This is a genomic window from Pseudomonas endophytica (assembly GCF_001411475.1).
In the GTDB taxonomy this organism is placed as follows: Bacteria; Pseudomonadota; Gammaproteobacteria; order Pseudomonadales; family Pseudomonadaceae; genus Aquipseudomonas; species Aquipseudomonas endophytica.
Genome location: NZ_LLWH01000167.1, coordinates 1 through 26,812, shown reverse-complemented (window position 1 = coordinate 26,812; position 26,812 = coordinate 1). Strand labels below are relative to the sequence as shown.

Genomic DNA, 26,812 nt, shown 5'->3' with positions numbered 1-26,812 from the left:
CAGCCCTCTGCTGGCATTGGCAGACCACGAGCCCGCCGCCCGGTGCGCTCGATCTTAAACAGCACGCCATCATGACCGAACCTGCGCCGCCCTCCCGCCCGCAACTTCGCCGCCAGCTACGCAACGCCCGCCGCGCATTGTCCCCCTGTGAGCAACGCCAAGCGGCCCGCGGTCTGTATCGTCAATTGGCACAACACCCGCTGTTGCGACGCGCCAAACATATCGCGCTTTACTTGCCCACTGACGGTGAGATAGACCCGCGCCTGCTGCTGCGCGAAGCTCAAAGGCGAGGCAAGATCACCTACTTGCCGGTGCTCAGCGCCTGGCCCAAAACCAAGATGGTGTTCCAGCGGATTACGCCGGGCGAAAAATTGTTCCGCAACCGTTTTCGCATTCTGGAGCCTCGCATCAATCGCGCACGCCAACGTAAAGTCTGGGCTTTAGACTTGGTGCTATTACCGTTGGTAGGGTTTGATGCGAGTGGTGGCCGATTGGGCATGGGCGGCGGCTTTTATGACCGTAGCCTCGCCTATTTGGCTCGTCGCCAACGCTGGCGCAAGCCAACGCTTTTGGGCTTGGCCCACGAATGTCAAAAAGTCGAAAGCTTGGCGCAGGCCAGTTGGGATGTACCGTTACAAGGTACGGTCTCGGATAAGCAGTGGTACGTTGCTTACTGACGCTCAAGGCATCACTGTTAAAGCGATGCCTGCGTTCGAAAGTGCTTAGCGTTTAAATGGCTGTACTTGCTGTTGTGCGAGTTCAATCGGTGCATCGTTTGAATTTGACCAGAGGCTTTGCGCATAACCTGTCGTAACCATGCCTAAACCGAACAAAACAACCAACACCCACAGTAAATCCGGCTTGCGTTTCATCGATTGCCCCCCTTCCGGCAAATCATCACGATGACAGCAACGGTTTTTGTTATAGGCCGTGCAGCAACGTCTAGCTTAAAAGCCCGGCATTCTGAGGCAACACGAACACACACGCAAACGCTGGCGCCAACCGATTGTCGGTTTATCAAAGTGTTGCCAGATAAAATAACCACTCCATGTTTCAGGGGCAGAAAAATGGCCTATTGGTTGATGAAATCCGAGCCTGACGAGTTTTCGATCAAGGACTTGCAGAAGATCGGCGAAGCGCGCTGGGACGGCGTGCGTAATTATCAGGCGCGCAATTTTATGCGCGCTATGGCCGTCGGGGATGAGTTCTTCTTTTATCACTCAAGCTGTCCAGAACCGGGAATTGCCGGAGTGGGCCGCATCACTCAAGCCGCCTACCCAGATCCGACAGCACTCGACCCTGAAAGCCATTATTTCGCGCCCAAGGCTAGGGTCGACAACAACCCGTGGAGCGCGCTGCAAGTGGCGCATGTGCAAACCTTTCCTAAGGTGATCAAGCTCGACTACCTGAAACAACAAAGCGCATTGGCTGAAATGCGGCTGGTGCAAAAAGGCAGTCGTTTGTCCGTGATGCCTGTGACAGCTGAGGAGTGGGCGGTGGTGACTGAGCTGCAAGCTGCAAGTGGTAAGCGACAAGCTTGAAGCCCAAAACTTTCAGCTTGAAACCAAAATGCCGTCTACGCTCAAGTCTTCCTTTGACTGGCATCAAGCCCACTGTGGCTTGAAACAGTCAAATTAGAGCGCTCTGTGACTAGGATGTCGGCATGTCGAAGAATCACCGTATTTCCCATTATTTCGTTATCCCTTTGGCAATCCTGCTGGTCGCAGCAGGCGGATTCGGTTACTGGAAGTCCCAGCATGACCGTCTCCCTGAAGGCATCAATATGGGCAACGGTCGACTCGAGTCCACAGAGGTCCAGATCGCCGCCAAAATCCCTGGTCGTTTGGCTGAAGTACTGGTCGATGAGGGTGACCGCGTCACTAAGGGCCAACTGTTGGCCCGCATGGACACCCGCACGCTAGAAGCCAGCCGCGCTCAGGCACAAGCCGAAGTTCAGCGTGCCCGCCAAGCATTAGCGGCCAACGAAGCCAATGTGCAATTGCGCCAAAGTGAAAAACGACTGGCCAGCCAAGAACTCAAGCGCACCCATCAACTGTCTCAACGCGGTTTCGCCAGCGGGCAGCAAGTCGACCAGCAGCAAGCGCAGTTCGACACCCGCAACGCCGCCGTAAGTGCCGCCCAGGCCCAAGTCGCAGCAGCTAAAGCGGCCATCGTCTCCAGCGAAGCTCACGTCGCACAACTCACCAGCGAAATCGAAGACAGCAGCCTACGAGCGCCGATCAATGGCGTTATTCAGTTGCGCCTGGCCGAGCCTGGCGAGGTGCTGGGTTCAGGGGGGCGGGTGTTTATGATGATCGACCCCAGCGACCAGTACATGAACCTGTACTTGCCCGCCGCCGTGGTCGGCAAACTGACGGTGGGAGCCGAGGCTCGTATCGTGCTCGACGCCCTGCCCGACCAAGCGCTGCCGGCAAAAATCGCGTTTGTCGCGGCCAAATCGCAGTTCACCCCCAAAGAAGTTGAAACCCGCGACGAGCGGCAAAAGCTGGTGTTCCGCGTCAAACTGCGCCTGACAGATCCCGGCTCCGTGCCACAGGCCAAGCCGGGGATGCCGGGCGCCGGTTATGTGCGAACCAACGATGTGGACTGGCCGGCTAATCTGCAATGAGCGATCTGGCGCTCAACGCCAGTGGCATCAGCCACCGGTACGGTAAACAACAGGCGCTGATCGACGTCGCATTCAGCCTACCCAAAGGCACACGCTGCGGCCTGATTGGCCCGGATGGCGCGGGTAAATCGAGCCTGCTCGGGCTGATTGCCGGGGTCAAAAAACTCCAGCAAGGCACCCTTGAGGTGCTCGGCGGCCCGATTGATGACCGCCATCACCGCAACACCTTGTATCCGCTGATCGCCTTTATGCCCCAAGGCTTGGGCGGCAATCTCTACCCTGAGCTGTCCATCAGCGAAAACATTCGGTTCTTCGGCACGCTGTTTGGTCTGTCAAAAAAAGAATGCGAAGAGCGCATGCAGCAGTTGCTCAAAGCGACCGACCTTGAGCGCTTCGCTGAGCGCCCTGCGGGCAAGCTCTCGGGCGGCATGAAGCAGAAGCTCGGGCTGTGTTGTGCGCTGATCCATGAACCCGACTTACTGATTCTCGATGAGCCGACCACCGGCGTTGATCCATTGTCACGGCGGCGTTTCTGGGAACTGGTCGAAGACGTACGCAACCAGCGCCCGCAACTGACGTTGCTGGTAGCTACGGCCTACATGGAAGAGGCCGAACAGTTTGAACACTGTCTGATGCTTGATCGCGGCAAATTGATTGCCGCCGGCTTGAGTGCAGAGCTGGCCGCCGTCTCACCCAACAGCAAACTGGATGAAGCTTTTACTCACTTCCAAGGCGACAACGGTCACAGTAACGAGCCGTTAGTGATCCCGCCGCGCACCGAACACAACAGCGACATCGCGATTGAAGCCCACGACCTGACGCTAAAGTTTGGCGATTTCACCGCCGTGAACAAGGTCAGCTTTGCCATTGGCCGCGGCGAGATTTTCGGGTTTTTAGGCTCCAACGGATGCGGCAAAACCACCACCATGAAGGTGCTCACGGGCTTGATCCCGGCGACCGAAGGCAGCGCTAAGCTGCTGGGCAACCCGGTGAATGCTAAAGACTTAGCCACGCGCAAGCGCGTCGGGTTCATGTCCCAAAGTTTCTCGCTGTATGGCGAATTGAGCGTGCGGCAAAACCTGGTGCTGCACGCTCAACTGTTCGACCTGCCCAAAGACGAAAGCCAAACACGCATAGAGGAACTGATTGAGCGATTTGACTTGGCCGACATCGCCGATCAACAGTCCGGCGAACTGCCCTTGGGTCTGCGTCAACGGTTGTCATTGGCGGTGGCCGTGTTACATCGACCGGAAGTTTTAATCCTCGACGAACCCACCTCGGGCGTTGATCCTGCGGCTCGCGATGACTTCTGGCGGCTGCTGATTGAGCTCTCGCGGGAGCAGGGGGTGACGATCTTTTTGTCCACCCACTTTATGAACGAAGCCCAGCGCTGCGACCGCATCTCGCTGATGCACGCAGGCAAGGTATTGGCCTGCGATACGCCAGACGCGCTGCAACAACTCTTCCACGGTGACACGCTGGAAGCGGCCTTTGTGACATGTCTTGAGCAGGCGCAAAACGCTCCAGAGGCCAACCCGCCCTCAGACACTGAAACCATCGCCACGCCCACGGCCACTGCAACGCCGCCGCAAAGTAAAAGAGGCTTCAGCCTGACACGCCTGATTGCCGTCGCCAGCCGTGAAGCCAAAGAGCTGTTACGCGACAAAGTGCGCATGGCCTTCGCCCTGTTAGGTGCCGTGTTCATGATGGTGATTTTTGGCTACGGTATTTCGCTGGACGTGGAAAACCTCGCTTTCGCCGTCTACGACCAAGACCAAACCCCGCAAAGCCGCGCCTACCTCGAAGCTTTCCGCAGCTCGCGTTATTTTGAAGAGCACACGCCGATCCAGAGTGCCGATGAACTGCACAAACGCTTGCAACGCTCCGAGATCAAAATCGCCCTTGAGATCCCCCCGGGCTTTGGTCGCGACCTGTATGCAGGGCGCCAACCCATCGTTGCAGCGTGGATAGATGGCGGCATGCCGTTTCGTGCAGAAACCAGCCGCAGCTATGTGCAAGCCGTGCATCAAGGCAACCTTGAGCAACTGAGCGCCTTGAGTAGCCTGGCGCAGAACAAGCAAACGGCGGCCAAGCTAGAAGTACGCTTTCGCTACAACCAAGACGTTGTCAGCGTGAATGCCATTGGCCCCGGCGTGATGGCGCTGATCCTCGCGTTTATCCCGGCGATGCTCACTGCGCTCGGGATCGTGCGGGAAAAAGAGCTAGGGTCTATCACCAACTTCTATGCCACGCCCTTAACCCGCTTGGAATTTTTGCTGGGTAAACAGGCGCCGTATCTGGCCGTCAGCCTAGTTAACCTCGCGTTGCTAGTGGCGATGAACCGTTGGCTGTTTGGTGTCCCGTTTAAAGGAAGCGGTTTCACACTGGCGCTGGGCGGGATGCTGTATGTGCTATCGACCACGAGCATGGGGCTACTGATCTCTGCGTTTACCCGCACTCAAATCGCCGCCATTTTGGGCACCATGATCATCACCAGTCTGCCGACCATTCAATTCTCGGGGCTGATCGTGCCGCGCTCATCGCTCGATGGCTCGGCGGCGCTAATGGGCATGCTGTTCCCGGCCGGGTACTTCCTCGACATCGCCGTGGGCACTTTCACGAAAGCGCTGGACCTTCGTCAACTGTGGCCACAGTGCCTAGCGCTGTTTGGGTTTTTCGTGGGCTTCACCGGCCTGAGTCTGATCATGCTCAAAAAGCAGGAGGCCTGATGCATAAGTTTTCGCACATCCTGCGCTTAGGTCTCAAAGAGCTCACCAGTCTGCGTCACGATAGCGTGCTGCTGTTGTTTTTGCTGTACGCCTTTACGGTCGCGATCTACATGCCAGCGGCGGGTTCTATCATTGGCGTACACAACGCCAGTGTCGCGATCATCGACGAAGATCACAGCACGTTATCGCGCAAGCTCAGTGAGTCGCTGCTGCCTCCGGAGTTTAAAACCCCGCATGCATTGCCTTATGACCAACTTGATCAGGCGATGGATAAGGGCCTATACACGTTCGTGATTAATCTGCCTGCCAACTTCCAGGCTGACTTATTGGCAGGACGCCAACCTGGCGTGCAGCTCAACGTGGATGCCACGGCCATGAGCCAAGCGTTTATGGGGGCGGGTTATATCGGTCAGATCTTTCAGCGCGAACTGCTGGAGTATGCCGGGCAAACAAGCCTTGGCGCGAAAGCTCCGGCATTGATCAACAGCCGCCCGCTTTTCAACCCAAACTTGGAAGGCGGCTGGTTTTTAGCGGTGATTCAGATCGTCAACAACATCACTATTTTGGCCATTGTGCTGACCGGGACCGCGCTACTGCGTGAGCGCGAACACGGCACCTTAGACCACTTGCTGGTATTGCCGCTGACCGCGCTGGAAATCATGCTGGCGAAAATCTGGAGCAACATGCTGGTCGTGGTGGTGTGCACCTGGCTCTCATTAGAAATTATCGTCAAATGGGCGCTGGGCGTACCCCTGGCGGGTTCGCTAGCGCTGTTTTTGATAGTGACCGCGTTGTACCTATTTGCCAGCACCGCACTGGGGATTTTCCTCGCAACATTGGCACGCTCAACGCCGCAATTTGGTCTGTTGGCGATCCCGGTGATCATCCCCATGCTCTTGCTTTCAGGCGGCAGCACACCGTTGGACAGCATGCCTGAATGGCTGCAATGGGTGATGCAGTGCTCGCCCTCCACACACTTTGTAAGCTTGAGCGCTGCCATTTTGTTCAGGGATGCCGGCATCGGCGTGGTGTGGCCGGATCTACTGGCACTGACGGCGATCGGCCTGGTGTTTTTTGCCGTCGCGCTGGCGAGGTTTCGCAAGAGCTTGGCGTCGTAAAACGCACGCCACGCTGTCGCGCACGGTATTTGGGTGCATTTCTGTTTTTGTAGGAGCTGGCGCAGCCTGCGATCTTTTGATCCTCTACCGCAACATCAAAAGATCGCAGCCTGCGGCAGCTCCTACACGGGATATTTGTCTGCCAACACACCCTGTGTAGATACGCATGTCCACGCATACGAACACAGCGGTGTCTTTTGAAATCAATAACTGACTTCATGTTTGATAAGAGAGCTGCCGAAGGCTGCGATCTTTTGCTGTTAAAGGTCAAAAGATTGCGAGCAAGCTCGCTCCTACACGTTTTGCAGAGGTATTGAATCGTTTATTGAACAATCAAGTTGTTAAACAGTAAGTCGTCCACCATAGGTTTGCCTGTCTCGTCGTTCATCACTTGCTGGACCTGCTTCAGCGCTTGCTGACGCAATGCCTCTTTGGCCTCGACACTGCCTAGGCTTTCGCTGGTTTGCTGGGTAAACAAACCCACTAACTGATTACGGATTAATGGCTCATTGGCCTTAACTGCCTTGGCAGCCTCATCGCCCGACACGCGCAATGAAATATCCGCCTTGTAGACCTTAAGTTTGGCGCTGCCGTCTAGCCCGTAATTGCCCACGAACGGCGGGCTAAGGGTGATGTAGCTGACCTTGGCCGCGCCTTCTTCGGCTTCTTCAGCCGTCGCTAGCATTGGCATGGCCAGCGTCAGCATTAATACGATCCACGCTCTCACAATTCGCTCCTATGTCCGGTTTGGCGGCAAGCATACGCACCTATCTAGCGTTATCGGCTAGCACCTCAAAAGCCGTAGGTTTTCTCGGTTTTAATCGCCATGCCTCCAGATACCAACAGCGCTTTGACGCTTGGCGGTAACTGATCAACATAGAGACGCGTGATTTTTCGCTGACAGCCTTGTGCCACTTTTACCATGCCCTGAGAGAGATCGTACAAACCCACCGCAAGTTGTTCGCTGCTGTATTTTTCGGTAACCAGCCCGTCAATCAGCTTTTTTTGGGTGAGCCGAAATACTGCGAGATCTGCCAGCGGCCTATTCAGCCCGCTGCGCACGTACTTGTTAACGTCTTTGTTGAGCTGAAGGCAGGTGGTGGTCGCAAGATCGAACGACTGATCATTTTGTTGAGTCCGCTGCTTGGACTCAAGCTCAAACAACATGGGCACGAAGACGATTAATTGCTGCGGGTAATCGCCCGCCAGCGGCCGACTTGCGAACCGCCACTCAGCCATCACTTTGAGGGCAGCCCCGGCAAACAAGGGGTTGGTGCTGTATACGATTTTCGGATCACTCACCGAGCCGTCGCCGTTGACGGCAACTTTCACCCGTACTTCCCCTTCCAAGCCCTGACGTCGAAGCTCTTCGGGGTATTCAGGTTTAACCATGTACAGGACCGCGGGGTACCAATCCGCTGCCCAAGTATTCAATGCCACCAACAGCAGGATAAACCCGACTACCGCTCTCATCACCTTCCCCCAAGACGCCGTGCCCAACCAAGCACAAAGGGAAAGAATGTTAGGAGTGTGTCGCCACATTTCTCAGCCTGCAGGTTCTGATCCTGCCGTGGGATGGCTCCGATTAAATGGACAGATCTTGCAAACTAAAACTTAAGGTGTGTGTGGCACACAGCGCTTTAAGCGTGCCTCCAGATTGCGGTCCGGCATGGCATGGCTGCGCAGAGCGCTGACGGTCTGCTCGACGTAATCACGGGTAGTGCCGAAGCGTCCGCTGGCATTGGCCAACACTTGGCTGAGTACGCCGTCTGGCAGGTTGCCAGCGTAGCTGGGTAAATGCCGTTCCAGCACAAAACCCAACGCCTGTACTTGGCTGCCATCTTCGAGGCGGCAAGTCAGCCAGTGCGGTCGATAGGAGGGCACGGGCATTTCACGTTTCCACAAGGCATGGAGCGCCGCATCAAGGTTGTCTTCGGGCAGGCGATAGGCAAAGCCACTGCATGAACCCCCTCGGTCCAAGCCAAACACCAGACCCGGTAATTGCGGTGTGCCGCGATGTTCGTGAGACCACAAATACAGGCCGCGGTGATAGCCATACACCCGCCCCCGCACGCGCTCAACAGCCGAGCATTCCGGGCGCCAGATAAGGGAGCCATAGGCGAACAACCAGACCGGCCCGCCTTGATGGCACGCCATGGTGGCTTGCAGCGACTGCTGAAGTTGTTCGGGGGTCAGAGGCGCCCCAAGATCGAGTCGCGGAGGGTAAACCAGATTTAAACAGGCTGATTCAGAAGCGGTCATCACAGAAGGCATGGAGTCCTACAGGCATTGCATGCGGCGCACTAGAAAATAACGTTATGAATCTTATAGCAGTAAAAATGAAATGACTCGCGCAGTAAGACGTATGACCTGTCTGAAATGGGTAGTCGCTGCCGCAGGCTGCGACTACACGGTCATGACCGCGGAGCGTAGGCGAACACGTCGGCGCGCATCTGGTGTGCGTCCATACCCGCCTCGACCAGCGCATCGAGAGTGCCATAGATCATGTTAGGCGAACCGCTGGCATACACCGAGACAGTGCTCAGATCATCTATGTCTTCACACACGGCCTCATGCAGCAACCCGCAACGCCCTTCCCAGCCGCACACATCACTGACCACTTTGTGCAAAAACAGGTTCGGGATCTGCTGCCAAGCGTCCCACTCTTCCAATGTGTAAAAGTCTTCGGGACGGCGTACGCCCCAGTACAAATGCACGGGGTGGGCGAAGCCTTTTGCCCGGCAGTGTTCGATCAGGCTATGCATTTGTGCCATGCCGGTGCCCGCAGCGATCAACACCAGCGGCCCACTGGGCAACTCAGACAAATGCGTGTCACCAAAAGGTAATTGCAGACGGATCATCTTGTTGCGTTGCAGCTGCTCGATCAGGCTACGAGCGCTGTCTTCGCGCGCCAGTACATGCAGCTCAAGATCGCGCCCCGAATGCGGCGCGCTGGCCAGTGAAAACGCCGACTTCTCGCCGTTTTCACGCTCTAGCATCACGTATTGCCCGGCGTGGTATCGCGGCGCCTTCCCGGCGGGGGCACGTAAACGCACACGCCACACATCGCCGCCCAATTCGACACATTCGGTCAACTGACAGGCCAAACTACGCACAGGTAATTTTCCCAACGCGAGTACGCCATCCCATAGCAACACGCACTCTTCAAGTGGTGCCGCCAAACAGGTGTAGACCTCGCCGTGATCACGAATAACACCCGCCTGCTCCACCTGACCTTCAACCAACAAGGCGGCGCACACGTGGCAATTGCCATTGCGGCAGCTTTGCGGGCATTCATAGCCCAAGCGCTGCGCCGCATCCAGAATCCGCTCGCCAGGCAAGGTGTCTAGTACGGCGCCTGAAGGCTGCAAGGTTACACGCATCAATCTATTCCTAATTGATTCCAGATGTCATCGACCCGACGAGTGACGGCCTCATCCTTAACGATAACCCGACCCCATTCGCGAGAGGTCTCCCCTGGCCATTTGTTGGTTGCATCCAAGCCCATTTTTGACCCAAGGCCGGATATCGGCGAGGCAAAATCCAGGTAGTCGATGGGCGTGTTATCAATCATCACCGTGTCGCGCTTGGGGTCCATGCGCGTGGTGATTGCCCAGATCACGTCATTCCAATCGCGGGCATTGATGTCGTCGTCCGTCACGATAACGAATTTGGTGTACATAAACTGGCGCAAAAACGACCACACACCGAGCATTACCCGCTTGGCGTGCCCCGGATACTGCTTTTTCATGGTCACGATAGCCATGCGATACGAACAGCCTTCGGGCGGCAGGTAGAAGTCGGTAATTTCCGGGAACTGCTTTTGCAAAATAGGCACAAACACTTCATTAAGCGCCACGCCCAAAATGGCCGGTTCATCCGGTGGCCGCCCGGTGTAGGTGCTGTGATAGATCGGTTTAACCCGATGTGTGATGCGCTCAACGGTGAACACCGGGAAGCTATCGACTTCGTTGTAGTAACCGGTGTGGTCACCGTACGGGCCTTCAGGTGCCATCTCGCCGGGGTGAATCACGCCTTCAAGGATGATTTCTGCGGTGGCGGGCACTTGCAGGTCGTTACCACGGCACTTAACCAGTTCAGTGCGATTGCCCCGCAGCAGACCTGCGAAGGCATACTCGGACAAGCTGTCTGGCACAGGGGTTACAGCCCCCAAGATAGTTGCTGGGTCTGCGCCTAACGCGACAGACACCGGGAACGGTTGGCCGGGGTGTTTTTCACACCACTCACGGTAGTCCAACGCCCCGCCACGGTGGCTCAACCAACGCATGATGACTTTGTTACGCGCAATCACCTGTTGACGATAAATACCCAGGTTCTGGCGATCTTTATTCGGCCCCTTGGTAACAGTCAGGCCCCACGTGATCAGCGGCGCTACGTCTCCCGGCCAGCAATGTTGAACCGGCAGCAGCCCCAAGTCGACATCGTCGCCTTCGATCACAACTTCCTGGCACACCGCGTCTTTGACGACCTTCGGGGCCATGGAAATGATCTTGCGGAAAATCGGCAGCTTGGACCACGCATCTTTCAGACCTTTAGGCGGCTCCGGCTCTTTAAGAAACGCCAACAGCTTGCCGATCTCACGCAACTCACTCACTGAATCAGCGCCCATCCCCAAGGCCACGCGCTCAGGGGTGCCGAACAAGTTGCCGAGCACAGGAATATCGTGACCCACGGGGTTTTCAAACAGTAAAGCCGGACCTTTGGCGCGCAACGTGCGGTCGCAGATTTCGGTCATTTCCAGCTTGGGTGACACCGGCACCTGGATGCGCTTGAGTTCGCCGCGCTTTTCTAGGCCGCTGATAAAGTCACGTAAGTCGCGGTACTGCATGCTTGAGCCTCATGTTGGCCGTGGCGTTGGGGCAACGAGTGTAGCGCCCTAGCCGCGTGTTCAGAAGGGAGAGCTGCGCAAATTCAAGAAAGGTCAGACAGCAAAAAGCCGGGTTTCCCCGGCTCTTGCTTGGCTTCCGGTGATTTACTTGCGCTTCATCGACAGGAAGAACTCATCGTTGGTCTTGGTCTGTTTCAGCTTGTCGATCAAGAACTCGATAGCGGCGACTTCGTCCATCGGGTGCAACAGCTTGCGTAGAATCCACATGCGTTGCAACTCGTCATCAGCGGTCAACAACTCTTCACGACGTGTGCCGGAACGGTTGATGTTGATCGCAGGGAAGACGCGTTTTTCAGCGATTTTACGGTCCAGAGGCAGCTCCATGTTGCCGGTGCCTTTGAACTCTTCGTAGATCACTTCGTCCATCTTCGAACCGGTTTCAACCAGCGCGGTGGCGATGATGGTCAGCGAGCCGCCTTCTTCGATGTTTCGCGCAGCACCGAAGAAACGCTTTGGTTTCTCAAGGGCGTGAGCATCGACACCACCGGTCAGCACCTTGCCGGAGCTAGGGATCACGGTGTTGTAGGCACGGGCCAGACGGGTGATGGAGTCGAGCAAAATCACCACGTCTTTTTTGTGTTCGACCAGACGCTTGGCCTTCTCGATCACCATTTCAGCAACCTGCACGTGGCGGGTTGGCGGCTCGTCGAACGTGGAAGCAACCACTTCGCCGCGCACGGTACGCTGCATTTCGGTCACTTCTTCTGGACGCTCGTCGATCAGCAGAACGATCAGATGCACTTCCGGATTGTTACGCGAAATGTTCGACGCAATGTTCTGCAGCATGATGGTCTTGCCCGCTTTAGGCGGAGCAACGATCAGACCGCGCTGACCTTTACCGATCGGGGCGCAGAGGTCGATGACACGACCGGTCAAATCTTCAGTGGAACCGTTACCGATTTCCATCTTCATGCGCACATTCGGGAACAGCGGCGTCAAGTTCTCGAAGAGGATCTTGTTTTTCGCGTTCTCTGGACGATCAAAGTTGATCGTGTCGACTTTCAACAGTGCGAAATAACGCTCGCCTTCTTTTGGCGGTCGAATTTTACCGACGATGGTGTCGCCAGTGCGCAGGTTGAAGCGTCGAATTTGGCTAGGCGAGACATAGATATCGTCTGGGCCGGCCAAATAAGAGGCGTCAGCAGAGCGGAGGAAGCCGAAGCCGTCCTGGAGGATCTCCAGCACGCCATCACCGGAGATTTCCTCGCCGCTTTTCGCGTGCTTTTTCAGCAGGGAGAAAATCACGTCCTGCTTGCGCGAACGGGCCATATTATCTATGCCCATCTGTTCGGCCAATTCGAGCAGTTCGGTAATCGGCTTTTGCTTGAGTTCAGTCAGGTTCATATAGGAATGACGTAATCATTTATGGAGGGGGAAATTAAGCTTTTGGCTTAATGAGGCCGCGCCGCAGAGAAGGCGACAAGATCGCGTACTAATTCGATAAGGAGTGCGTCGGCGACGGCTTGCAGGGGGCAGTGGAGAAACCAGTGCGGGGCCGAATGTACCACTTGAGTTTCATAGCGTCTAGTCCTTGAGCCATGAAAAAGCCCCGCAATGTGCGGGGCTTATATGAACGCTTAAATATTAGCGTCGAGGAATGCAGCCAACTGCGACTTCGACAGCGCACCAACCTTGGTGGCTTCAACGTTGCCGTTTTTGAACAGCATCAGCGTTGGAATACCACGTACGCCGTGCTTTGCAGGGGTTTCCTGGTTTTCATCAATGTTCAGCTTGGCAACAGTCAACTTGCCTTTGTAAGTCTCTGCGATCTCATCCAGGACGGGCGCGATCATTTTGCAAGGGCCACACCATTCAGCCCAGTAGTCGACCAATACAGCGCCTTCAGCCTTGAGAACATCGGCCTCAAAGCTAGCGTCGCTAACGTGTTTAATAAGATCGCTGCTCATGGAAGTCTCCGTGGTTGTAAGCAAAAACGTAGCACATCATAGCCGTCATCACCGCGTTCAGGAAGCTGACGCATGATTGTCTATTACTATGAGTCGGCATGACGCAGCTTATCGCCCCCTTAGGAGGCTGCGAGCGTTACAAAAGCGATCCCGGTTCGCGAAGCCGCCTGCCTGATGTGCTCACACATGGCTTTGTGCGCGGAGCCACTGGCGTGGCGCGTCATTGCCCGCAAGATTTTTCGGTGTTCATGCCAGGTTTCCATCGCTCGCTCTGGCCGGATAAATGGCAACTTCTGGCTTTCCAAAAAAATATCTGCACGTGTTATCAGAATATTCGTCATCGCTTGGTTGCCACTGGCCTGCAAGATGATCTGATGAAACTCAAAGTCCAATTGGGCCGCACGCGCAAAGTCCTCAGCGCGTAGCTCATTGCGCATGGCCTCGACGTTGTCTTGCAGCACATCCAGCTCCTCGAGGGTCAGCCTGACGGCGGCCAAACCCGCCGCAAACCCTTCAAGGGCGTAGCGCAGCTGGAAGATATCTTGCGGGCGTGCATGTGCAGCGAACGGCCAGTCAGAGACCGCAGCAACCACGGTTGGCTCATCGACCGATTGCACGTACACACCTTTACCCGGCTGCACGCTGACTTCGCCCAACGCACTTAACGAAGACAGCGCCTCGCGTAAGGAGGCGCGACTAACACCCAACTGCGTGGCCAGATCGCGCTGTGAGGGCAGCGCATCGCCGTGCGCAAATCCACGCTCATCAATCAATTTACGAATGGCGAGCAGCGCCACTTCGGGTACCGCACGTGCGCTTGAATTCATCACAAAATCGGCTTGAACTGCTGAGGAAGGCTGTAGTTGTAAAGCTATTAACAAGACTCGGCAAGTCACGCCCCACGGCGGTTCAAGGCGCGCAGCCAACGCCCGATTCAGGTGCGAAGCCCACCCCCACTGTTCAGACCAGTCAGACCACCACAAGCCTTTTGAGCCGGGCCTTTAGAGCCTGTATGCAACTGTTGGCATGGCCTGTGCTGTGCCCAGAAGTAGACATCACCGTCCGCCTGTTTCCGGAGAGTTGCCATGACCCAGCGCTACAGCGCCTTGATATGCGCCTTGTTTGCCAGCCTGATGTTGAGCCAAGCACCGGCCTTCGCCAATGATCTTGATGACGTGGTGGCCCGCGGCACCTTAAAAGTGGCAGTGCCTCAAGACTTTCCGCCTTTCGGCTCGGTGGGCCCGGACATGAAACCGCGCGGCCTCGATATCGACACTGCAAAGCTATTGGCCGATCAACTCAAGGTCAAACTTGAACTCACGCCCGTCAACAGCACCAACCGCATCCCCTACCTGACCACCGGTAAGGTCGACTTGGTCATTTCCAGCCTCGGCAAAAACCCCGATCGCGAGAAAGTAATCGACTTTTCCAGCGCCTACGCGCCCTTTTACCTCGGCGTTTTCGGCCCACCGGAGACTGAAATCAAGACACTGGACGACCTTAAGGGCAAAACCATCAGTGTTACCCGTGGCGCTATCGAAGACATTGAGCTGACCAACGTGGCGCCAGCGGGTGTGACGATCAAACGCTTCGAAGACAACAACTCGACCATCGCGGCTTACCTGGCCGGGCAAGTGGACCTGATCGCCAGCGGCAACGTGGTGATGGTGACCATCAGCGAGCGCAACCCGAAACGCATCCCGGCCATGAAGTTAAAACTCAAGGACTCGCCGGTTTATGTGGGGGTGAACAAAGGCCAGCCAGAGCTGCTAGGCAAGGTGAATCAAATTTTGACCGCCGCCAAAGCCGACGGCAGCCTAGAAAAAAATGCGCTGCAATGGCTGAAAGAGCCGCTGCCAGCTGACCTCTGATCACGTAGACCGAGGTCAATCATGGCTTATCAGTTCGACTTTTTTGCGGTGCTGCAAAACGGTGACCTGCTGTTACGCGGCGCCTTGTTCACCCTTGAACTGACAGCCATCGGCACGCTGTTCGGCGTCAGTCTGGGGATCATCGGGGCCGTGGTGCGGGCGTGGAACATCCGCCCTTTTGCCGCGTTATTTGGGCTGTACGTCGAAGTCATCCGCAACACGCCGTTTCTGGTGCAGTTGTTTTTTATCTTCTTTGGCCTGCCAGGGCTCGGCGTGCACATCTCAGAATGGCAAGCCTCGGCGTTGGCCATGGTGATTAACCTCGGCGCTTATTCCACCGAAATTATTCGCGCGGGCATTCAGGCCATCCCTAAAGGGCAACTGGAGGCTGCATCGGCTCTGGCCATGAGCCGTATTGAGGCGTTTCGCTATGTGGTTTTACAGCCCGCGCTGGCTAAGGTTTGGCCAGCGCTGAGCAGCCAAATCATCATCGTGATGCTGGGATCGGCAGTCTGTTCGCAAATTGCCACTGAAGAGCTGAGCTTCTACGCCAACTTCATTCAATCGCGTAACTTCCGGGCGTTTGAGACGTACGCACTGACCACCTTGGTGTACCTGTGCATGGCGCTGTTAATTCGCCAGTTGCTGAACGCATTCGGCCGCCGCTACTTGAGCAGGAGCCGCTGATGGACTTTACCTTCTGGGACATCGTTCGCAATTTGCTGATGGGCTTACGTTGGACGGCTGTGTTGTCCGTTGTGGCCTTTATCGGCGGCGGTCTGATCGGCTTGCTGGTGTTGCTGATGCGCATCTCTAAAAAGCGTTTCGCCCGCACTCTGGCACGCGGCTATATCGAGTTATTTCAAGGCACGCCCTTGCTGATGCAGTTGTTTTTAATTTTCTTCGGCGTGGCCTTGTTGGGCATTGATATTTCGCCGTGGATGGCCGCCGCTTTAGCTCTGACGCTGTTTACCAGCGCCTACTTGGCAGAGATCTGGCGCGGTTGCGTTGAGTCGATTGCCAATGGCCAGTGGGAAGCTTCGGCCAGCTTGGCGCTCAGCCCGCTTGAGCAAATGCGCTACGTGATTTTCCCACAGGCTTTTAGGGTGGCCATCGCGCCCACCGTGGGCTTTTCAGTGCAAGTCATCAAGGGCACCGCCGTTACCTCAATCATCGGTTTCACTGAACTGACGAAGACCGGCAGCATGCTGGCCAATGCGACCTATGAGCCCTTCATGGTCTACGGCTTGGTGGCGCTCGGTTATTTCCTGTTGTGCTACCCCTTGTCGCTCAGTGCGCGCTATTTGGAAAGGAGACTGCATGCCTCTGCTTAGAGTTACCGCCCTGCATAAATACTACGGCGACCACCACGTGCTCAAAGGCATCGACCTGAGCGTCGAGCAAGGCCAAGTGGTCGCGATCATCGGTCGCAGCGGCTCGGGTAAAAGCACACTGCTCAGAACCCTTAATGGCCTAGAGTCGATCAACGACGGCGTGATTGAAGTCGATGACGAGTACTTGGATGCCGCCCGCGCCGACTTGCGCAGCCTGCGCCAGAAGGTCGGTATGGTGTTTCAGCAGTTCAACTTGTTCCCGCACCTGAGTGTCGGTGAAAACGTCATGCTGGCCCCGCAAGTCGTGCAAAAGGTGCCCAAAGCCAAAGCCGCGCAATTAGCCCTCGAGATGCTAGAGCGCGTGGGCCTGGGCGACAAATTCGACGCGTTCCCCGAGCGCCTATCGGGCGGGCAACAACAGCGCGTGGCGATTGCCCGGGCGTTGGCCATGTCGCCCAAAGTGTTGTTGTGCGACGAGATCACCTCGGCGCTGGATCCCGAACTGGTCAACGAAGTGCTCAACGTTGTGCGCCAGTTGGCCCGCGAGGGCATGACCCTGATTATGGTGACCCACGAAATGCGCTTCGCCCGTGAGGTCGGCGACAAACTGGTCTTTATGCACCACGGCAAAGTGCATGAGGTGGGCGATCCGAAAACCTTGTTCGCCCACCCTAAGACCCCTGAGCTGGCGAATTTTATTGGTTCGGTTGAGGTTTAAATCCTGTGAGCGAGCTTGCTCGCGATCTTTTAAAGATCAAGAGACCGCGAGCAAGCTCGCTCCTGCCCGTTGAAGTAGGCGCTTTTACAGGGGGTATATGACAGAAAATAGATTGCCTAATAAATACGTGTTGCCAAGAACAAGCTAACGTCATCTCTTACCTGCTCTATATCAATGCAGGTGACATCACGCGTTGGCGCGAGCGTTTGATCGTGGCACGATGGCGACGTTATCGACCGAGACCCCTCAACCATGCCCCAATCCAAAAGCAAGAATCCCTCCCTGATCGCCGCTATAGACTTGGGTTCTAACAGCTTTCACATGGTAGTGGCCAAGGCTCAGAACGGCGAAATCCGTATTCTTGAACGCCTTGGCGATAAGGTGCAGCTTGCTGCCGGTATCGACGAAGAACGCCACCTCAACGAAGAGTCCATGCAGCGTGGGCTAGATTGCTTGAAGCGTTTTGCGCAACTGATCAATGGCATGCCATTGGGCGCAGTCCGCATCGTCGGCACTAACGCCTTACGCGAAGCCCGTAACCGCAACGAATTTATCGTGCGCGCAGAAGAAATTCTGGGTCACACCGTTGAAGTCATTTCTGGACGTGAAGAAGCCCGCCTCATTTATCTAGGCGTATCGCACACCCTCGCGGACACGCCGGGTAAGCGCCTAGTGGCCGACATCGGTGGCGGCAGTACTGAGTTCATCATTGGCCAACGTTTTGAGCCTCTGTTGCGCGAAAGCCTGCAAATGGGCTGCGTCAGCTTCACTCAGCGCTACTTCCGTGACGGCAAGATCACCCCCGCGCGTTACGCCCAGGCTTACACCGCTGCACGCCTTGAGATCATGAGCATTGAGCACGCGCTGCACCGTCTGACGTGGGACGAGGCCATCGGCTCCTCCGGTACCATTCGCGCCATTGGCCTTGCGTTAAAAGCAGGCGGCCATGGCTCGGGCGAAGTGAATGCCGAAGGCTTGGCTTGGCTCAAGCGCAAGCTGTTCAAATTGGGGGAAGTCGACAAGATCGACTTCGAAGGCATCAAACCTGACCGTCGAACGATTTTCCCGGCGGGCTTGGCGATCCTCGAAGCCATTTTTGACGCTCTCGAGTTGCAGCGCATGGATCACTGCGACGGCGCTCTGCGTGAAGGCGTGTTGTATGACCTGCTGGGGCGCCATCATCACGAAGACGTCCGCGAGCGCACCTTAAGCTCGCTGATGGAGCGCTACCACGTTGATCTAGAGCAGGCCGCACGGGTTGAACGCAAAGCTCTGCGTGCATTTGATCAAGTCGCCAAGTCGTGGCAACTCAATGATGGGATCTGGCGAGAGCTGCTGAGCTGGGCGGCTAAGGTGCATGAAGTCGGGCTGGACATCGCCCACTATCATTACCACAAGCACGGCGCTTATCTGGTTGAGCACTCCGACCTTGCCGGTTTCTCACGCGAAGACCAGCTCATGCTGGCGCTGCTGGTGCGCGGTCATCGGCGTAACATTCCAAAAGACAAATTCGCCGAGTTCGGCGCTGAAGGCATCAAGCTGATACGCCTGTGCGTGCTGCTGCGTTTTGCAATTTTGTTCTATCACATCCGAGGCAACCAAGAGGCATCGCAGGTCAAGCTCCGCGCTGATGGCGACCACCTTGAAGTGATTTTTGCTGACGGCTGGCTGGAGCAAAATCCGCTGACTCAAGCGGACTTCGAACAAGAAGCACAATGGCTGACCCGCGTCGGGATTGTACTGACGATCTCGTAAGGTTCTTCACAACGTAGGAGCTGCCGCAGGCTGCGATCTTTAAGATCAACAGATCGCAGCCTGCGGCAGCTCCTACGGGGATTGAATCGCGTAGTCAAATCGGCCGGGGATGCACCACCGTCTGTAGGAGCGAGCTTGCCCGCGATCTGTTGAGGTTCAACAGATCGCAGCCTGCGGCAGCTCCTACACGGTTGTCTTACACCGAAGGGCCGGTGCTGACGGTCAATACCGGAAGGCTCAGACGGTCAAGCAAGGTCGCTTGGGCGCTGCGCGGGTTTTGGTTGCCGGTCGGCGTATTACGCACGTAGCGGCCATCAGACTGTAGGCTCCAGCTGTGCGTGTTGTCCGTCAGATAGCACTCCAACTCCTTCTTGACCCGCAAAATCAGCTTTTTGCCTTCAACCGGGAAGCACGTTTCGACGCGTTTATCGAGGTTGCGCTCCATCCAGTCAGCACTCGAAAGGAACATCTGCTCTTCACCGCCATTGAGGAAGTAGAACACCCGTGTGTGTTCCAAAAAGCGACCAATGATCGAGCGCACGTGGATGTTGTGCGACACCCCAGGAATGCCTGGGCGTAGGCAGCACATGCCACGCACCACCAAATCAATGCGCACGCCAGACTGGCTGGCCTTGTACAGCGCCCGAATGATCTTCGGGTCGGTCAGCGAGTTGAACTTGGCGATGATGTGCGCAGGCTTGCCCTCTACCGCGAACTGCGTCTCGCGGGCGATCATGTCGAGCATACCTTTCTTCAGGGTAAACGGCGCATGCAGAAGCTTTTTCATGCGCAGGGTTTTACCCATGCCGATCAGTTGGCTGAACAACTTGCCCACGTCTTCGCACAGCGCATCATCCGAGGTCAGCAAGCTGTAGTCGGTATACAGGCGCGCGTTCCCGGCGTGGTAGTTACCCGTACCTAAATGCGCATACCGCACGATCTCGCCCGCTTCGCGACGCAGAATCAGCATCATCTTGGCGTGAGTCTTGAAACCCACCACGCCGTAGATCACCACCGCGCCGGCGGCTTGCAGACGGCTGGCCAGTTGCAGGTTGGACTCTTCATCGAATCGCGCGCGCAACTCAATCACCGCCGTCACTTCTTTACCGTTACGCGCGGCATCCACCAGCGCATCGACGATTTCGGAGTTAGCACCGCTGCGATACAGCGTCTGGCGTACGGCCAGTACATGTGGGTCTTTGGCTGCCTGGCGCAGCAGATCAACCACCGGAGTGAACGACTCAAACGGGTGCAGCAGCAAGATGTCTTGTTTGCTGATGACGCTGAAAATGTTCTCGCTGTTCTGCAACAGCTTTGGAATCGCCGGCGTAAACGGCGTGTATTGCAGCTCCGGGTGGCTGTCCAGACCGGTGATGCTAAACAGACGCGTCAGGTTGACCGGGCCGTTGACCTGATACAGCTCGGTTTCATGCAGGTTGAATTGCTTGAGCAGGTAGTCAGACAGGTGTTTCGGGCAGGTATCGGCCACTTCCAGACGCACCGCATCGCCATAGCGACGTGAGAACAACTCGCCGCGCAGGGCACGCGCCAAGTCTTGTACATCTTCCGTATCGAGCGCCAAGTCAGCGTTGCGGGTCAGGCGGAACTGATAGCAACCCTTCACTTTCATGCCTTGGAACAGATCATCGGCGTGCGCGTGGATCATCGACGACAGGAACACATAGTTATCGCCTGGGCCACCCACCTCTTCAGGCACTTTGATCACACGTGGCAGCAAGCGCGGCGCAGGGATAATGGCCAAGCCAGAATCACGGCCAAACGCGTCAATGCCTTCAAGCTCAACGATAAAGTTCAGGCTTTTGTTGACCAGCAACGGGAACGGGTGCGTCGGATCAAGCCCGATTGGGGTGATGATCGGCGCAATTTCATCGCGGAAAAACTTACGCACCCATGCCTTGATCTTAGTGTTCCAGTAACGGCGACGGATAAAGCGCACCTGATGCTTTTCAAGCTCGGGCAACAGAATGTCATTCAGGATTGCGTATTGGCGGTCTACGTGGCCGTGTACCAGCTCGCTGATCCGGGCCAACGCCTGATGCGGTTGCAAGCCATCCGCGCCCGCCTGTTCACGAGCAAAGGTGATTTGCTTTTTAAGGCCCGCCACACGGATTTCGAAGAACTCGTCCAGGTTGCTGGAGAAAATCAACAGGAACTTCAACCGCTCCAGTAACGGATAGGATTCGTCTAGCGCCTGCTCCAACACACGGATGTTGAATTGCAACTGCGACAGTTCGCGATGGATATACAGGCTGCTGTCATCAAGACCCGGAATGGCAATCGCAGGGTGCGCCGCCGCTGGCGTCTCAGGCGCAACAGGTGCATGAGTTTCCAGTTCCGGCGGTGTTTCAGAGGCTAGCTCAACAATGGGCTCAGCCTCGGTAGCAACGAGTTCTGTCTGTCCTTCGGTATTCATTGAATGTTCCTGTAAGAGCGGGTCTGACTCTCGTGACCGTTAAGCGGCGCGTGCAATCAAGCTGCCAGAATGCCACCAACGCCAATAGGTTTAAACCGCTCAAAGGCGCTTAGCGCGGGCTGGAGCCAATTAGAGGGCGTTTTTTTGACTTTGTTCTGCGGCTGCATTTTTTCCTGATGGACTACGCAGGTGCGCGCGCGACTGTTATAGCAACGCCTTATGAATCCTAGATGACAGCACCTTTGATGTAGGTCAAATACTTACAACTTGTAGGAATTGTTCATCAGAAGACACAGTTGGATACTTTCCTGAACGTGCCTTAAGGCGTAGGCTGCGCGTTCATTTCTCCAGCATCCAGACAATGCTCCAACAATTTCTTCAAGAATTCGGCTACTTCGCCCTGTTTCTAGGGACGTTTTTTGAAGGTGAGACCATTCTGGTTCTCGCAGGCTTCTTGGCGTTCCGCGGATACATGGATCTTAAACTGGTCATGATCGTAGCGTTCCTCGGCAGTTATGCCGGCGATCAGCTGTGGTACTTCCTGGGGCGCAAGCACGGCCGCAAATTGTTGGCGCGCAAGCCGCGTTGGCAACTCATGGGCGACAAGGCGCTGGAGCATATCCGCAAGCACCCAGACATTTGGGTCTTGAGCTTCCGCTTCGTTTACGGCCTGCGTACCGTCATGCCAGTGGCCATTGGCCTTTCTGGCTACCCGCCGGGTCGCTACCTATTGCTCAATGGCATCGGTGCCGCCATTTGGGCGGTTGCCCTGGCCACTGCCGCGTATCACTTTGGTGCCGTGCTCGAAGGGCTGTTGGGCAGCGTCAAAAAGTACGAACTGTGGGTACTTGGCGCCTTGTTGGTGCTGGGTGGTTGCCTGTGGCTTCGACGCCGAATTAGAAATGCGCGCCAGGCCAAACAGGCCGCACTGGAAGAACAAGTCAAAACCGCAGACGCCAGCACTCCTCCAGCGGAATAAACGGGAGTGTGCGCTCGCACACCTCCTCTCCCAAGGCGTTGTATGGCAGCGCCTGCGTGATAGCGGGAACCTCCCTATGGCATCCATTGCCGAATAAGGAGACATTAACGCCACGAACAAGGAGACCCACCATGACCACTAAAAACATTGCCGTTATTCTTTCCGGCTGTGGCGTCTATGACGGCACCGAAATCCATGAAAGCGTGATTACCCTACTGCGCCTCAGTCAGCGCGGCGCTCACGTGCAATGTTTTGCGCCCAACGTTGCGCAACTGCATGTAATCAACCACCTGACCGGCGAAGAAATGCCCGAATCGCGCAATGTGCTGATCGAGTCGGCCCGTATTGCCCGCGGTGAGGTTAAAGACATTCGTGAGGCCAAGGTTGCCGATTTTGACGCGCTGATCGTACCGGGCGGGTTTGGCGCAGCTAAAAACCTTTCAACCTTCGCCACTGAGGGCGCTGCGTGCAGCGTTCAGCCGGATGTGCTGGCGTTGGCTGAAGCCTTTGCCGAAGCGGGTAAGCCAGTGGGGCTGATGTGCATTTCACCGGCCATCGCCGCCAAGATCTACGGCCCCGGCGTGATCTGTACCATCGGTAAAGACCCAGACACCGCCGCAGCGGTAGAGAAAATGGGCGGTACACACGAAGAGTGCGAAGTGTCAGACATTGTCGAAGACAAAGCCCGCAAACTGGTTAGCACCCCGGCCTACATGCTGGCCCAGTCCATCAGTGAAGCCGCTTCTGGCATCAACAAGATGGTCGACCGCGTGCTGGAACTGACACAGGAAGCTTAATCAGCCCCGAGCGAGCCGGGTCAGAATCCTGTCCAGCGTGTTGGCGAACGCCTGCTTATCGCGTTCGCCATAGGCGCCCTGCCCACCGCTTACCTGACCCTGTTCACGCAGGTCAGTGAACAAATTACGCACCGCCAGCCGCTCGCCCATGTTATGTGCGTCGAATTCTTTGCCGCGCGGGTCCAGCGCTGCCACGCCTTTTTTCACCAGCCGGTCGGCCAGCGGCACATCGCTGCAAATGACTAACTCACCGGGCACCGCGTGCTCGACCAAATAATCATCTGCCGCATCCGGGCCGCTGGGCACCACAATCAGCTTGACCCGCGTATACGTCGGTTTGATCTGACTCTGACCCGCCACCAACACCACGTCAAACTGACGCTTGAGCGCGAACTTGATGACTTGATCCTTCGCCGCCTTGGGACAAGCGTCTGCGTCGATCCAGACACGCATGGGGGTAGCTCCACATTGAGTAATAAGGTGAAGGCTAGCATTTTCCGACCACCCCCTAGCAGCCCACAGGCTTAGCCATTGATTTTGTATCCGCCCCCTTCTGCACCTTCATGCAACGCCGACTGAATACGTTCATACAGCGCATTGGCTTCTGACGTGGTGATGGAACGCGAACAATCGCGAAGCACCACCCTCAGCAAAACGTTTTCCTGACCCGGCAAAAGGCCCAGCCGCTCAATCGCCTGCACGGGCAGATCCGCCATGGCCCATCGGCCTTTAATGTGCATTTCTTCAATCCAGGCCGCGTTATCCCCCGCTGCCAGCAACATCTTTTCGGTCAGCACCTCTTCACTCAAGCCCGGTGTCACGGCCAGCGAAATATCCCGTGAAATGGCGGGCAAACGCGAAACCGCCTTCCAGGGGAGCAGATCATGCAGTTGCGCCTGAACGCGCTCGTTGGGGTCACGCAGCAGACGAATATCCGGGATACCTTTGCGCAGCATGGTCAGGCGATCCAGCCCCATGCCCAACGCCAATCCGCCATGCTTGGCAGGGTCCACACCCAGTCTTTGCAACAGTGAACGGGCAATACAGCCACACTCAAGCACTTCAATGGGCTGCTTATCCAGGAGCAGGTTTACTTCAATGCCACCCTCTGTGTAGTGATGCGGACTGCTCTGATAAATCCACGGCATGCCGGGCACTGAACATTCAAGGATATCTGCGACCAGCCTGAGCAAATGCTCACGCGTTGAAAGTTGCGGATCGCCCAAGACCCAAATATCCATCTGATGAGGTTCTGCGCAATGCCACCTGTCGCGGCTGTCACGTCTGAAGGTGATCCCGGGCGCCGCCAATAAAATAAGCTCCCCGGCTTTACGATTCTGCGCCGCCTGCTGCAATGCCTTTGGAATCTGACTGGTGGTTTGAGTGCGCAGGAGCGAATGCTCATCCACCCAACGCGTGTGTTCACTGCCCAAGGTGACTTCAGCAGGATCGTAGCCAAGCAATCCATAGTTTTCTTGCGCAGACACTATTCGGGGGCCTCTTAAAACCTGTGCATCAGGCCAGCCTCGCGCTTTCAACCCTTCAAGCACTTCATCTAATAAAAGGCCAATAGCATGAGCAGGGTGCTTCAACTCTGTGAGGTCATTAAGTTCAAGAGCCTCATTGACCAAGCGGGCACACAAATAAGCTTTAGATGAATGCATAATCATCCCTCATTCGAGCCACGGTAAATTCCCGCGAATACTTTATAAGGGTCCGAATCTAGATCAAATACGCACCTTCTCACAACGAAAATTAATAAAAATACCTGAACAACATCTAACATCAGACATGGACTACATATACTTCCTACACAAACAACCGAATAAACCACAAGTGGAATTCCAAACACCAAAACGATATAACCAGACAAAAATAGAACTACCATTTTTAAAATATCGCCCTATAACTTATCTACCTCCTGAAAAACAGGAGCACTATCAATAAGGATAATAAAAATGACTGACCTGACTGTTCCAAAACCAAAATTCAACCGCATAACCTCTGGCCCGAATAATTTTGGCGGGGCACCCCTTGTATGGGCTTACGAGCCTGACTAATCACCGATAAACCAATGCCTATGTGAGTGGGCACTCACTTTTTCAGAGGATATGCGTGTGCCCACAAAAATTGCACCTCTAGACTTTAAGGACTCTTGGGTTATTTCTGACAACGACGATTTTCTTCGAGAGTGCACTGCATGAAGAGCGATTTTTATGCTGCGCTCCACAAGCAAAACTCATTTTGGCATTGCTGGATGCTCACACATAGTTCGACGTAAAGGGCCAGCACGCAGACGCCAGCGTCATCATTTTAGAAGACGCCACGCCCTACGCCATGATCGAAGAAGATATCAGCAGCAATTTCATTTATTCAGCTGCTGAGTTTTTCGAAGTTCATTACGCTCATATGAATGTACAGACTGACTGTCCTTTTCAGTTTAGCGGCTACTTAACCATCTTTGGCATTCTTACTGTTCTTAGAAAGCACCCGCTCTTACCCGACAACGAACTAAAGCTGGCACTGGAGCAATTAACCTCGGCCGTGGCACAACATACGGCACTCTTGATTGTCGAACACAATACAATTACTTCATTTAAAGTTAATAATATTGAGCGCATCACTTTGCTTGAGCGTGCGGCAGGCTCTAGAGGGTTGAAACTCACAGAATTTGCAGTCGGGGTTAATGATGCCATCGCCCCGTTTATTGATTACTCCGTTAATTCCCAAATGAACGAGGGGATTAGCGGAGTACATGTTGCTCTGGGCGATGGATCGTCGGGCTATCACATTGATTTTTTATGCCCGGGTGCGGTGTTCAGCCCTGCGCCACCCCTGTAGCCGCTGCCTGCGGCTACAGGGGTGAACGGAGATTAAGAAGTCTGTTCCCGACGCTTTTCGGCCAGTCTGCTGCGGCTGTAGAGCACGATGATCGCCAGTATCGCCACAGCTTGTGCGCTGAGCGAGTAGGCGTCTGCGTGGATGCCGAGCCAGTCGAACTCGAAGAACGGCACAGGTCGTGTGCCAAAGATCCCGGCTTCCTGCAGGGCTTTGACGCCATGGCCGGCGAAGACGACGGACAAGGTGCACAACAACGCGGCGTTGATGCCGAAGAATACGCCCAGTGGCAATTTGGCTGAGCCGCGCAGGATGATCCACGCCAGGCCGATCAGCAGCACCAGCGCGGTGGCGCCGCCCGCCAGCACGGCGTCATGCCCGGCCGGGCCCGCTTGCAGCCACAGGGTTTCGTAGAACAGGATCACTTCGAACAGTTCGCGGTACACCGAGAAGAACGCCAGTACAGCGAAACCAAACCGCCCGCCGCCGCTGACCAGGCTGCTTTTGATGTAGTCCTGCCAGGCATCGGCATGGCGGCGGTCGTGCATCCACACGCCCAGCCACAGCACCATGACGCTGGCAAACAGCGCGGTGCAGCCTTCGAGCAGTTCGCGCTGGGCGCCGCTGACGTCAATCACATAGGCGGCCAGCGCCCATGTGGCCAAGCCCGCGACCAGTGCCAGGCCCCAGCCGATGTTGACGCTGCGTACCGCCGATTGCTGGCCGGTATTGCGCAAGAAGGCGAGGAGCGCCGCCAGCACCAGAATCGCTTCCAGGCCTTCACGCAGCAGAAT

26 protein-coding genes are annotated in these 26,812 nt (G+C 55.9%); 13 read left to right on the top strand and 13 right to left on the bottom strand.

The window, feature by feature from the left end; genetic code table 11:
- The first annotated feature begins 71 nt into the window (after nt 1–71).
- Nucleotides 72–677, top strand: coding sequence for a 5-formyltetrahydrofolate cyclo-ligase (locus AQS70_RS12535; RefSeq protein ID WP_055103106.1), 606 nt, complete (start codon nt 72–74; stop codon nt 675–677).
- Between the two features lie 45 nt (nt 678–722).
- Here the strand turns inward: AQS70_RS12535 and AQS70_RS23860 are convergent, their stop codons facing one another.
- On the bottom strand, nt 723–872 hold the full coding sequence (locus AQS70_RS23860) for a hypothetical protein (RefSeq protein WP_156355149.1): 150 nt from the start codon (nt 870–872) through the stop codon (nt 723–725).
- A 195-nt stretch (nt 873–1,067) separates the two neighbouring features.
- Between AQS70_RS23860 and AQS70_RS12530 the strand changes: the two genes are divergently transcribed.
- The 4 genes from AQS70_RS12530 to AQS70_RS12515 all read left to right on the top strand — a co-directional run bounded on the left by AQS70_RS12530 (nt 1,068) and on the right by AQS70_RS12515 (nt 6,476).
- Nucleotides 1,068–1,541, top strand: coding sequence for an EVE domain-containing protein (locus tag AQS70_RS12530; protein WP_055103094.1), 474 nt, complete (start codon nt 1,068–1,070; stop codon nt 1,539–1,541).
- 122 nt (nt 1,542–1,663) lie between these two features.
- A complete protein-coding gene (locus tag AQS70_RS12525) occupies nt 1,664–2,629 on the top strand; it encodes an HlyD family secretion protein (RefSeq protein WP_055103093.1) in 966 nt (321 codons plus the stop codon).
- The gene (gene rbbA, locus AQS70_RS12520) at nt 2,626–5,358 is read left to right on the top strand and encodes a ribosome-associated ATPase/putative transporter RbbA (RefSeq protein WP_055103092.1); all 2,733 of its coding nucleotides are present in this window, start codon (nt 2,626–2,628) and stop codon (nt 5,356–5,358) included. The genes AQS70_RS12525 and rbbA overlap by 4 nt, the downstream gene beginning before the upstream one ends.
- Nucleotides 5,358–6,476 (top strand): ABC transporter permease, encoded by a 1,119-nt coding sequence (locus tag AQS70_RS12515; protein ID WP_055103091.1) that lies wholly within the window; start codon nt 5,358–5,360, stop codon nt 6,474–6,476. Before rbbA ends, AQS70_RS12515 begins: the two co-directional genes overlap by 1 nt.
- 322 nt (nt 6,477–6,798) lie before the next feature.
- On the opposite strand, the gene AQS70_RS12510 is transcribed toward AQS70_RS12515, so the two are convergent.
- The 8 genes from AQS70_RS12510 to AQS70_RS12475 form a co-directional block, all read right to left on the bottom strand.
- Nucleotides 6,799–7,203, bottom strand: coding sequence for a flagellar basal body-associated protein FliL (locus AQS70_RS12510; protein ID WP_055103090.1), 405 nt, complete (start codon nt 7,201–7,203; stop codon nt 6,799–6,801).
- Between the two features lie 65 nt (nt 7,204–7,268).
- On the bottom strand, nt 7,269–7,949 hold the full coding sequence (locus AQS70_RS12505) for an energy transducer TonB (protein ID WP_055103089.1): 681 nt from the start codon (nt 7,947–7,949) through the stop codon (nt 7,269–7,271).
- 141 nt (nt 7,950–8,090) lie between these two features.
- Nucleotides 8,091–8,738, bottom strand: a complete 648-nt coding sequence (locus AQS70_RS12500) for a gamma-glutamylcyclotransferase (protein WP_055103088.1) — start codon at nt 8,736–8,738, stop codon at nt 8,091–8,093.
- Nucleotides 8,739–8,890: 152 nt separating this feature from the next.
- Nucleotides 8,891–9,859, bottom strand: coding sequence for a CDP-6-deoxy-delta-3,4-glucoseen reductase (locus AQS70_RS12495; RefSeq protein WP_055103087.1), 969 nt, complete (start codon nt 9,857–9,859; stop codon nt 8,891–8,893).
- Nucleotides 9,859–11,325, bottom strand: a complete 1,467-nt coding sequence (gene ubiD, locus AQS70_RS12490; RefSeq protein ID WP_055103086.1) for a 4-hydroxy-3-polyprenylbenzoate decarboxylase — start codon at nt 11,323–11,325, stop codon at nt 9,859–9,861. Before ubiD ends, AQS70_RS12495 begins: the two co-directional genes overlap by 1 nt.
- A gap of 144 nt (nt 11,326–11,469) precedes the next feature.
- Complete coding sequence (rho, locus tag AQS70_RS12485) at nt 11,470–12,729, bottom strand: transcription termination factor Rho (RefSeq protein ID WP_055103085.1); 1,260 nt, start codon at nt 12,727–12,729, stop codon at nt 11,470–11,472.
- A 233-nt stretch (nt 12,730–12,962) separates the two neighbouring features.
- Nucleotides 12,963–13,292, bottom strand: a complete 330-nt coding sequence (gene trxA, locus AQS70_RS12480; protein ID WP_003206727.1) for a thioredoxin TrxA — start codon at nt 13,290–13,292, stop codon at nt 12,963–12,965.
- A 119-nt stretch (nt 13,293–13,411) separates the two neighbouring features.
- The gene (locus AQS70_RS12475; RefSeq protein WP_055103084.1) at nt 13,412–14,119 is read right to left on the bottom strand and encodes a FadR/GntR family transcriptional regulator; all 708 of its coding nucleotides are present in this window, start codon (nt 14,117–14,119) and stop codon (nt 13,412–13,414) included.
- Nucleotides 14,120–14,377: 258 nt separating this feature from the next.
- Here AQS70_RS12475 and AQS70_RS12470 point away from each other — a divergent pair, with 258 nt between their 5' ends.
- From AQS70_RS12470 to ppx, 5 genes are all read left to right on the top strand, one after another.
- On the top strand, nt 14,378–15,163 hold the full coding sequence (locus AQS70_RS12470) for a transporter substrate-binding domain-containing protein (protein ID WP_055103083.1): 786 nt from the start codon (nt 14,378–14,380) through the stop codon (nt 15,161–15,163).
- A gap of 21 nt (nt 15,164–15,184) precedes the next feature.
- On the top strand, nt 15,185–15,850 hold the full coding sequence (locus AQS70_RS12465) for an amino acid ABC transporter permease (RefSeq protein WP_055103082.1): 666 nt from the start codon (nt 15,185–15,187) through the stop codon (nt 15,848–15,850).
- Entirely contained in the window at nt 15,847–16,497 is a 651-nt protein-coding gene (locus AQS70_RS12460; protein WP_187331813.1) for an amino acid ABC transporter permease, read from the top strand. The genes AQS70_RS12465 and AQS70_RS12460 overlap by 4 nt, the downstream gene beginning before the upstream one ends.
- Complete coding sequence (locus AQS70_RS12455; RefSeq protein WP_055103080.1) at nt 16,484–17,215, top strand: amino acid ABC transporter ATP-binding protein; 732 nt, start codon at nt 16,484–16,486, stop codon at nt 17,213–17,215. The genes AQS70_RS12460 and AQS70_RS12455 overlap by 14 nt, the downstream gene beginning before the upstream one ends.
- 252 nt (nt 17,216–17,467) lie before the next feature.
- Entirely contained in the window at nt 17,468–18,970 is a 1,503-nt protein-coding gene (ppx, locus tag AQS70_RS12450) for an exopolyphosphatase (protein WP_055103079.1), read from the top strand.
- Nucleotides 18,971–19,166: 196 nt separating this feature from the next.
- On the opposite strand, the gene ppk1 is transcribed toward ppx, so the two are convergent.
- Entirely contained in the window at nt 19,167–21,404 is a 2,238-nt protein-coding gene (ppk1, locus tag AQS70_RS12445; RefSeq protein WP_055103078.1) for a polyphosphate kinase 1, read from the bottom strand.
- Between the two features lie 361 nt (nt 21,405–21,765).
- Between ppk1 and AQS70_RS12440 the strand changes: the two genes are divergently transcribed.
- On the top strand, nt 21,766–22,383 hold the full coding sequence (locus AQS70_RS12440) for a DedA family protein (protein WP_055103077.1): 618 nt from the start codon (nt 21,766–21,768) through the stop codon (nt 22,381–22,383).
- Between the two features lie 131 nt (nt 22,384–22,514).
- Nucleotides 22,515–23,180 carry an isoprenoid biosynthesis glyoxalase ElbB gene (gene elbB, locus AQS70_RS12435; RefSeq protein WP_055103076.1) on the top strand — a complete coding sequence of 222 codons (666 nt, stop codon included), beginning with the start codon at nt 22,515–22,517 and terminating at the stop codon, nt 23,178–23,180.
- Here the strand turns inward: elbB and AQS70_RS12430 are convergent, their stop codons facing one another.
- Complete coding sequence (locus tag AQS70_RS12430; RefSeq protein ID WP_055103075.1) at nt 23,181–23,633, bottom strand: YaiI/YqxD family protein; 453 nt, start codon at nt 23,631–23,633, stop codon at nt 23,181–23,183. It lies immediately after the preceding gene.
- 71 nt (nt 23,634–23,704) lie between these two features.
- Nucleotides 23,705–24,844, bottom strand: a complete 1,140-nt coding sequence (gene srmL / locus AQS70_RS12425; RefSeq protein ID WP_055103074.1) for a PheS-related mystery ligase SrmL — start codon at nt 24,842–24,844, stop codon at nt 23,705–23,707.
- 673 nt (nt 24,845–25,517) lie between these two features.
- Here srmL and AQS70_RS12420 point away from each other — a divergent pair.
- Nucleotides 25,518–26,021 carry a CgnE/CgnB domain-containing protein gene (locus AQS70_RS12420; protein WP_055103073.1) on the top strand — a complete coding sequence of 168 codons (504 nt, stop codon included), beginning with the start codon at nt 25,518–25,520 and terminating at the stop codon, nt 26,019–26,021.
- 32 nt (nt 26,022–26,053) lie between these two features.
- On the opposite strand, the gene AQS70_RS12415 is transcribed toward AQS70_RS12420, so the two are convergent.
- Nucleotides 26,054–26,812 (bottom strand): FTR1 family iron permease (locus AQS70_RS12415; RefSeq protein ID WP_162233903.1); only part of this gene is annotated, 759 nt, incomplete at its 5' end.

Excerpts from the sequence above, each read along its gene's own strand:
- ubiD (WP_055103086.1), bottom strand. The coding sequence starts at position 11,325 with ATGCAGTACCGCGACTTACGTGACTTTATCAGCGGCCTAGAAAAGCGC.
- AQS70_RS12475 (WP_055103084.1), bottom strand. The coding sequence starts at position 14,119 with ATGAATTCAAGCGCACGTGCGGTACCCGAAGTGGCGCTGCTCGCCATT.
- rbbA (WP_055103092.1), top strand. The coding sequence starts at position 2,626 with ATGAGCGATCTGGCGCTCAACGCCAGTGGCATCAGCCACCGGTACGGT.
- elbB (WP_055103076.1), top strand. The coding sequence starts at position 22,515 with ATGACCACTAAAAACATTGCCGTTATTCTTTCCGGCTGTGGCGTCTAT.
- AQS70_RS12455 (WP_055103080.1), top strand. The coding sequence starts at position 16,484 with ATGCCTCTGCTTAGAGTTACCGCCCTGCATAAATACTACGGCGACCAC.
- AQS70_RS12500 (WP_055103088.1), bottom strand. The coding sequence starts at position 8,738 with ATGACCGCTTCTGAATCAGCCTGTTTAAATCTGGTTTACCCTCCGCGA.
- AQS70_RS12535 (WP_055103106.1), top strand. The coding sequence starts at position 72 with ATGACCGAACCTGCGCCGCCCTCCCGCCCGCAACTTCGCCGCCAGCTA.
- AQS70_RS12495 (WP_055103087.1), bottom strand. The coding sequence starts at position 9,859 with ATGCGTGTAACCTTGCAGCCTTCAGGCGCCGTACTAGACACCTTGCCT.
- AQS70_RS12430 (WP_055103075.1), bottom strand. The coding sequence starts at position 23,633 with ATGCGTGTCTGGATCGACGCAGACGCTTGTCCCAAGGCGGCGAAGGAT.
- ppk1 (WP_055103078.1), bottom strand. The coding sequence starts at position 21,404 with ATGAATACCGAAGGACAGACAGAACTCGTTGCTACCGAGGCTGAGCCC.
- AQS70_RS12505 (WP_055103089.1), bottom strand. The coding sequence starts at position 7,949 with ATGAGAGCGGTAGTCGGGTTTATCCTGCTGTTGGTGGCATTGAATACT.
- AQS70_RS12525 (WP_055103093.1), top strand. The coding sequence starts at position 1,664 with ATGTCGAAGAATCACCGTATTTCCCATTATTTCGTTATCCCTTTGGCA.
- AQS70_RS12470 (WP_055103083.1), top strand. The coding sequence starts at position 14,378 with ATGACCCAGCGCTACAGCGCCTTGATATGCGCCTTGTTTGCCAGCCTG.
- AQS70_RS12515 (WP_055103091.1), top strand. The coding sequence starts at position 5,358 with ATGCATAAGTTTTCGCACATCCTGCGCTTAGGTCTCAAAGAGCTCACC.
- AQS70_RS23860 (WP_156355149.1), bottom strand. The coding sequence starts at position 872 with ATGAAACGCAAGCCGGATTTACTGTGGGTGTTGGTTGTTTTGTTCGGT.
- rho (WP_055103085.1), bottom strand. The coding sequence starts at position 12,729 with ATGAACCTGACTGAACTCAAGCAAAAGCCGATTACCGAACTGCTCGAA.
- ppx (WP_055103079.1), top strand. The coding sequence starts at position 17,468 with ATGCCCCAATCCAAAAGCAAGAATCCCTCCCTGATCGCCGCTATAGAC.
- AQS70_RS12530 (WP_055103094.1), top strand. The coding sequence starts at position 1,068 with ATGGCCTATTGGTTGATGAAATCCGAGCCTGACGAGTTTTCGATCAAG.
- AQS70_RS12465 (WP_055103082.1), top strand. The coding sequence starts at position 15,185 with ATGGCTTATCAGTTCGACTTTTTTGCGGTGCTGCAAAACGGTGACCTG.
- AQS70_RS12420 (WP_055103073.1), top strand. The coding sequence starts at position 25,518 with ATGATCGAAGAAGATATCAGCAGCAATTTCATTTATTCAGCTGCTGAG.
- srmL (WP_055103074.1), bottom strand. The coding sequence starts at position 24,844 with ATGCATTCATCTAAAGCTTATTTGTGTGCCCGCTTGGTCAATGAGGCT.
- trxA (WP_003206727.1), bottom strand. The coding sequence starts at position 13,292 with ATGAGCAGCGATCTTATTAAACACGTTAGCGACGCTAGCTTTGAGGCC.
- AQS70_RS12440 (WP_055103077.1), top strand. The coding sequence starts at position 21,766 with ATGCTCCAACAATTTCTTCAAGAATTCGGCTACTTCGCCCTGTTTCTA.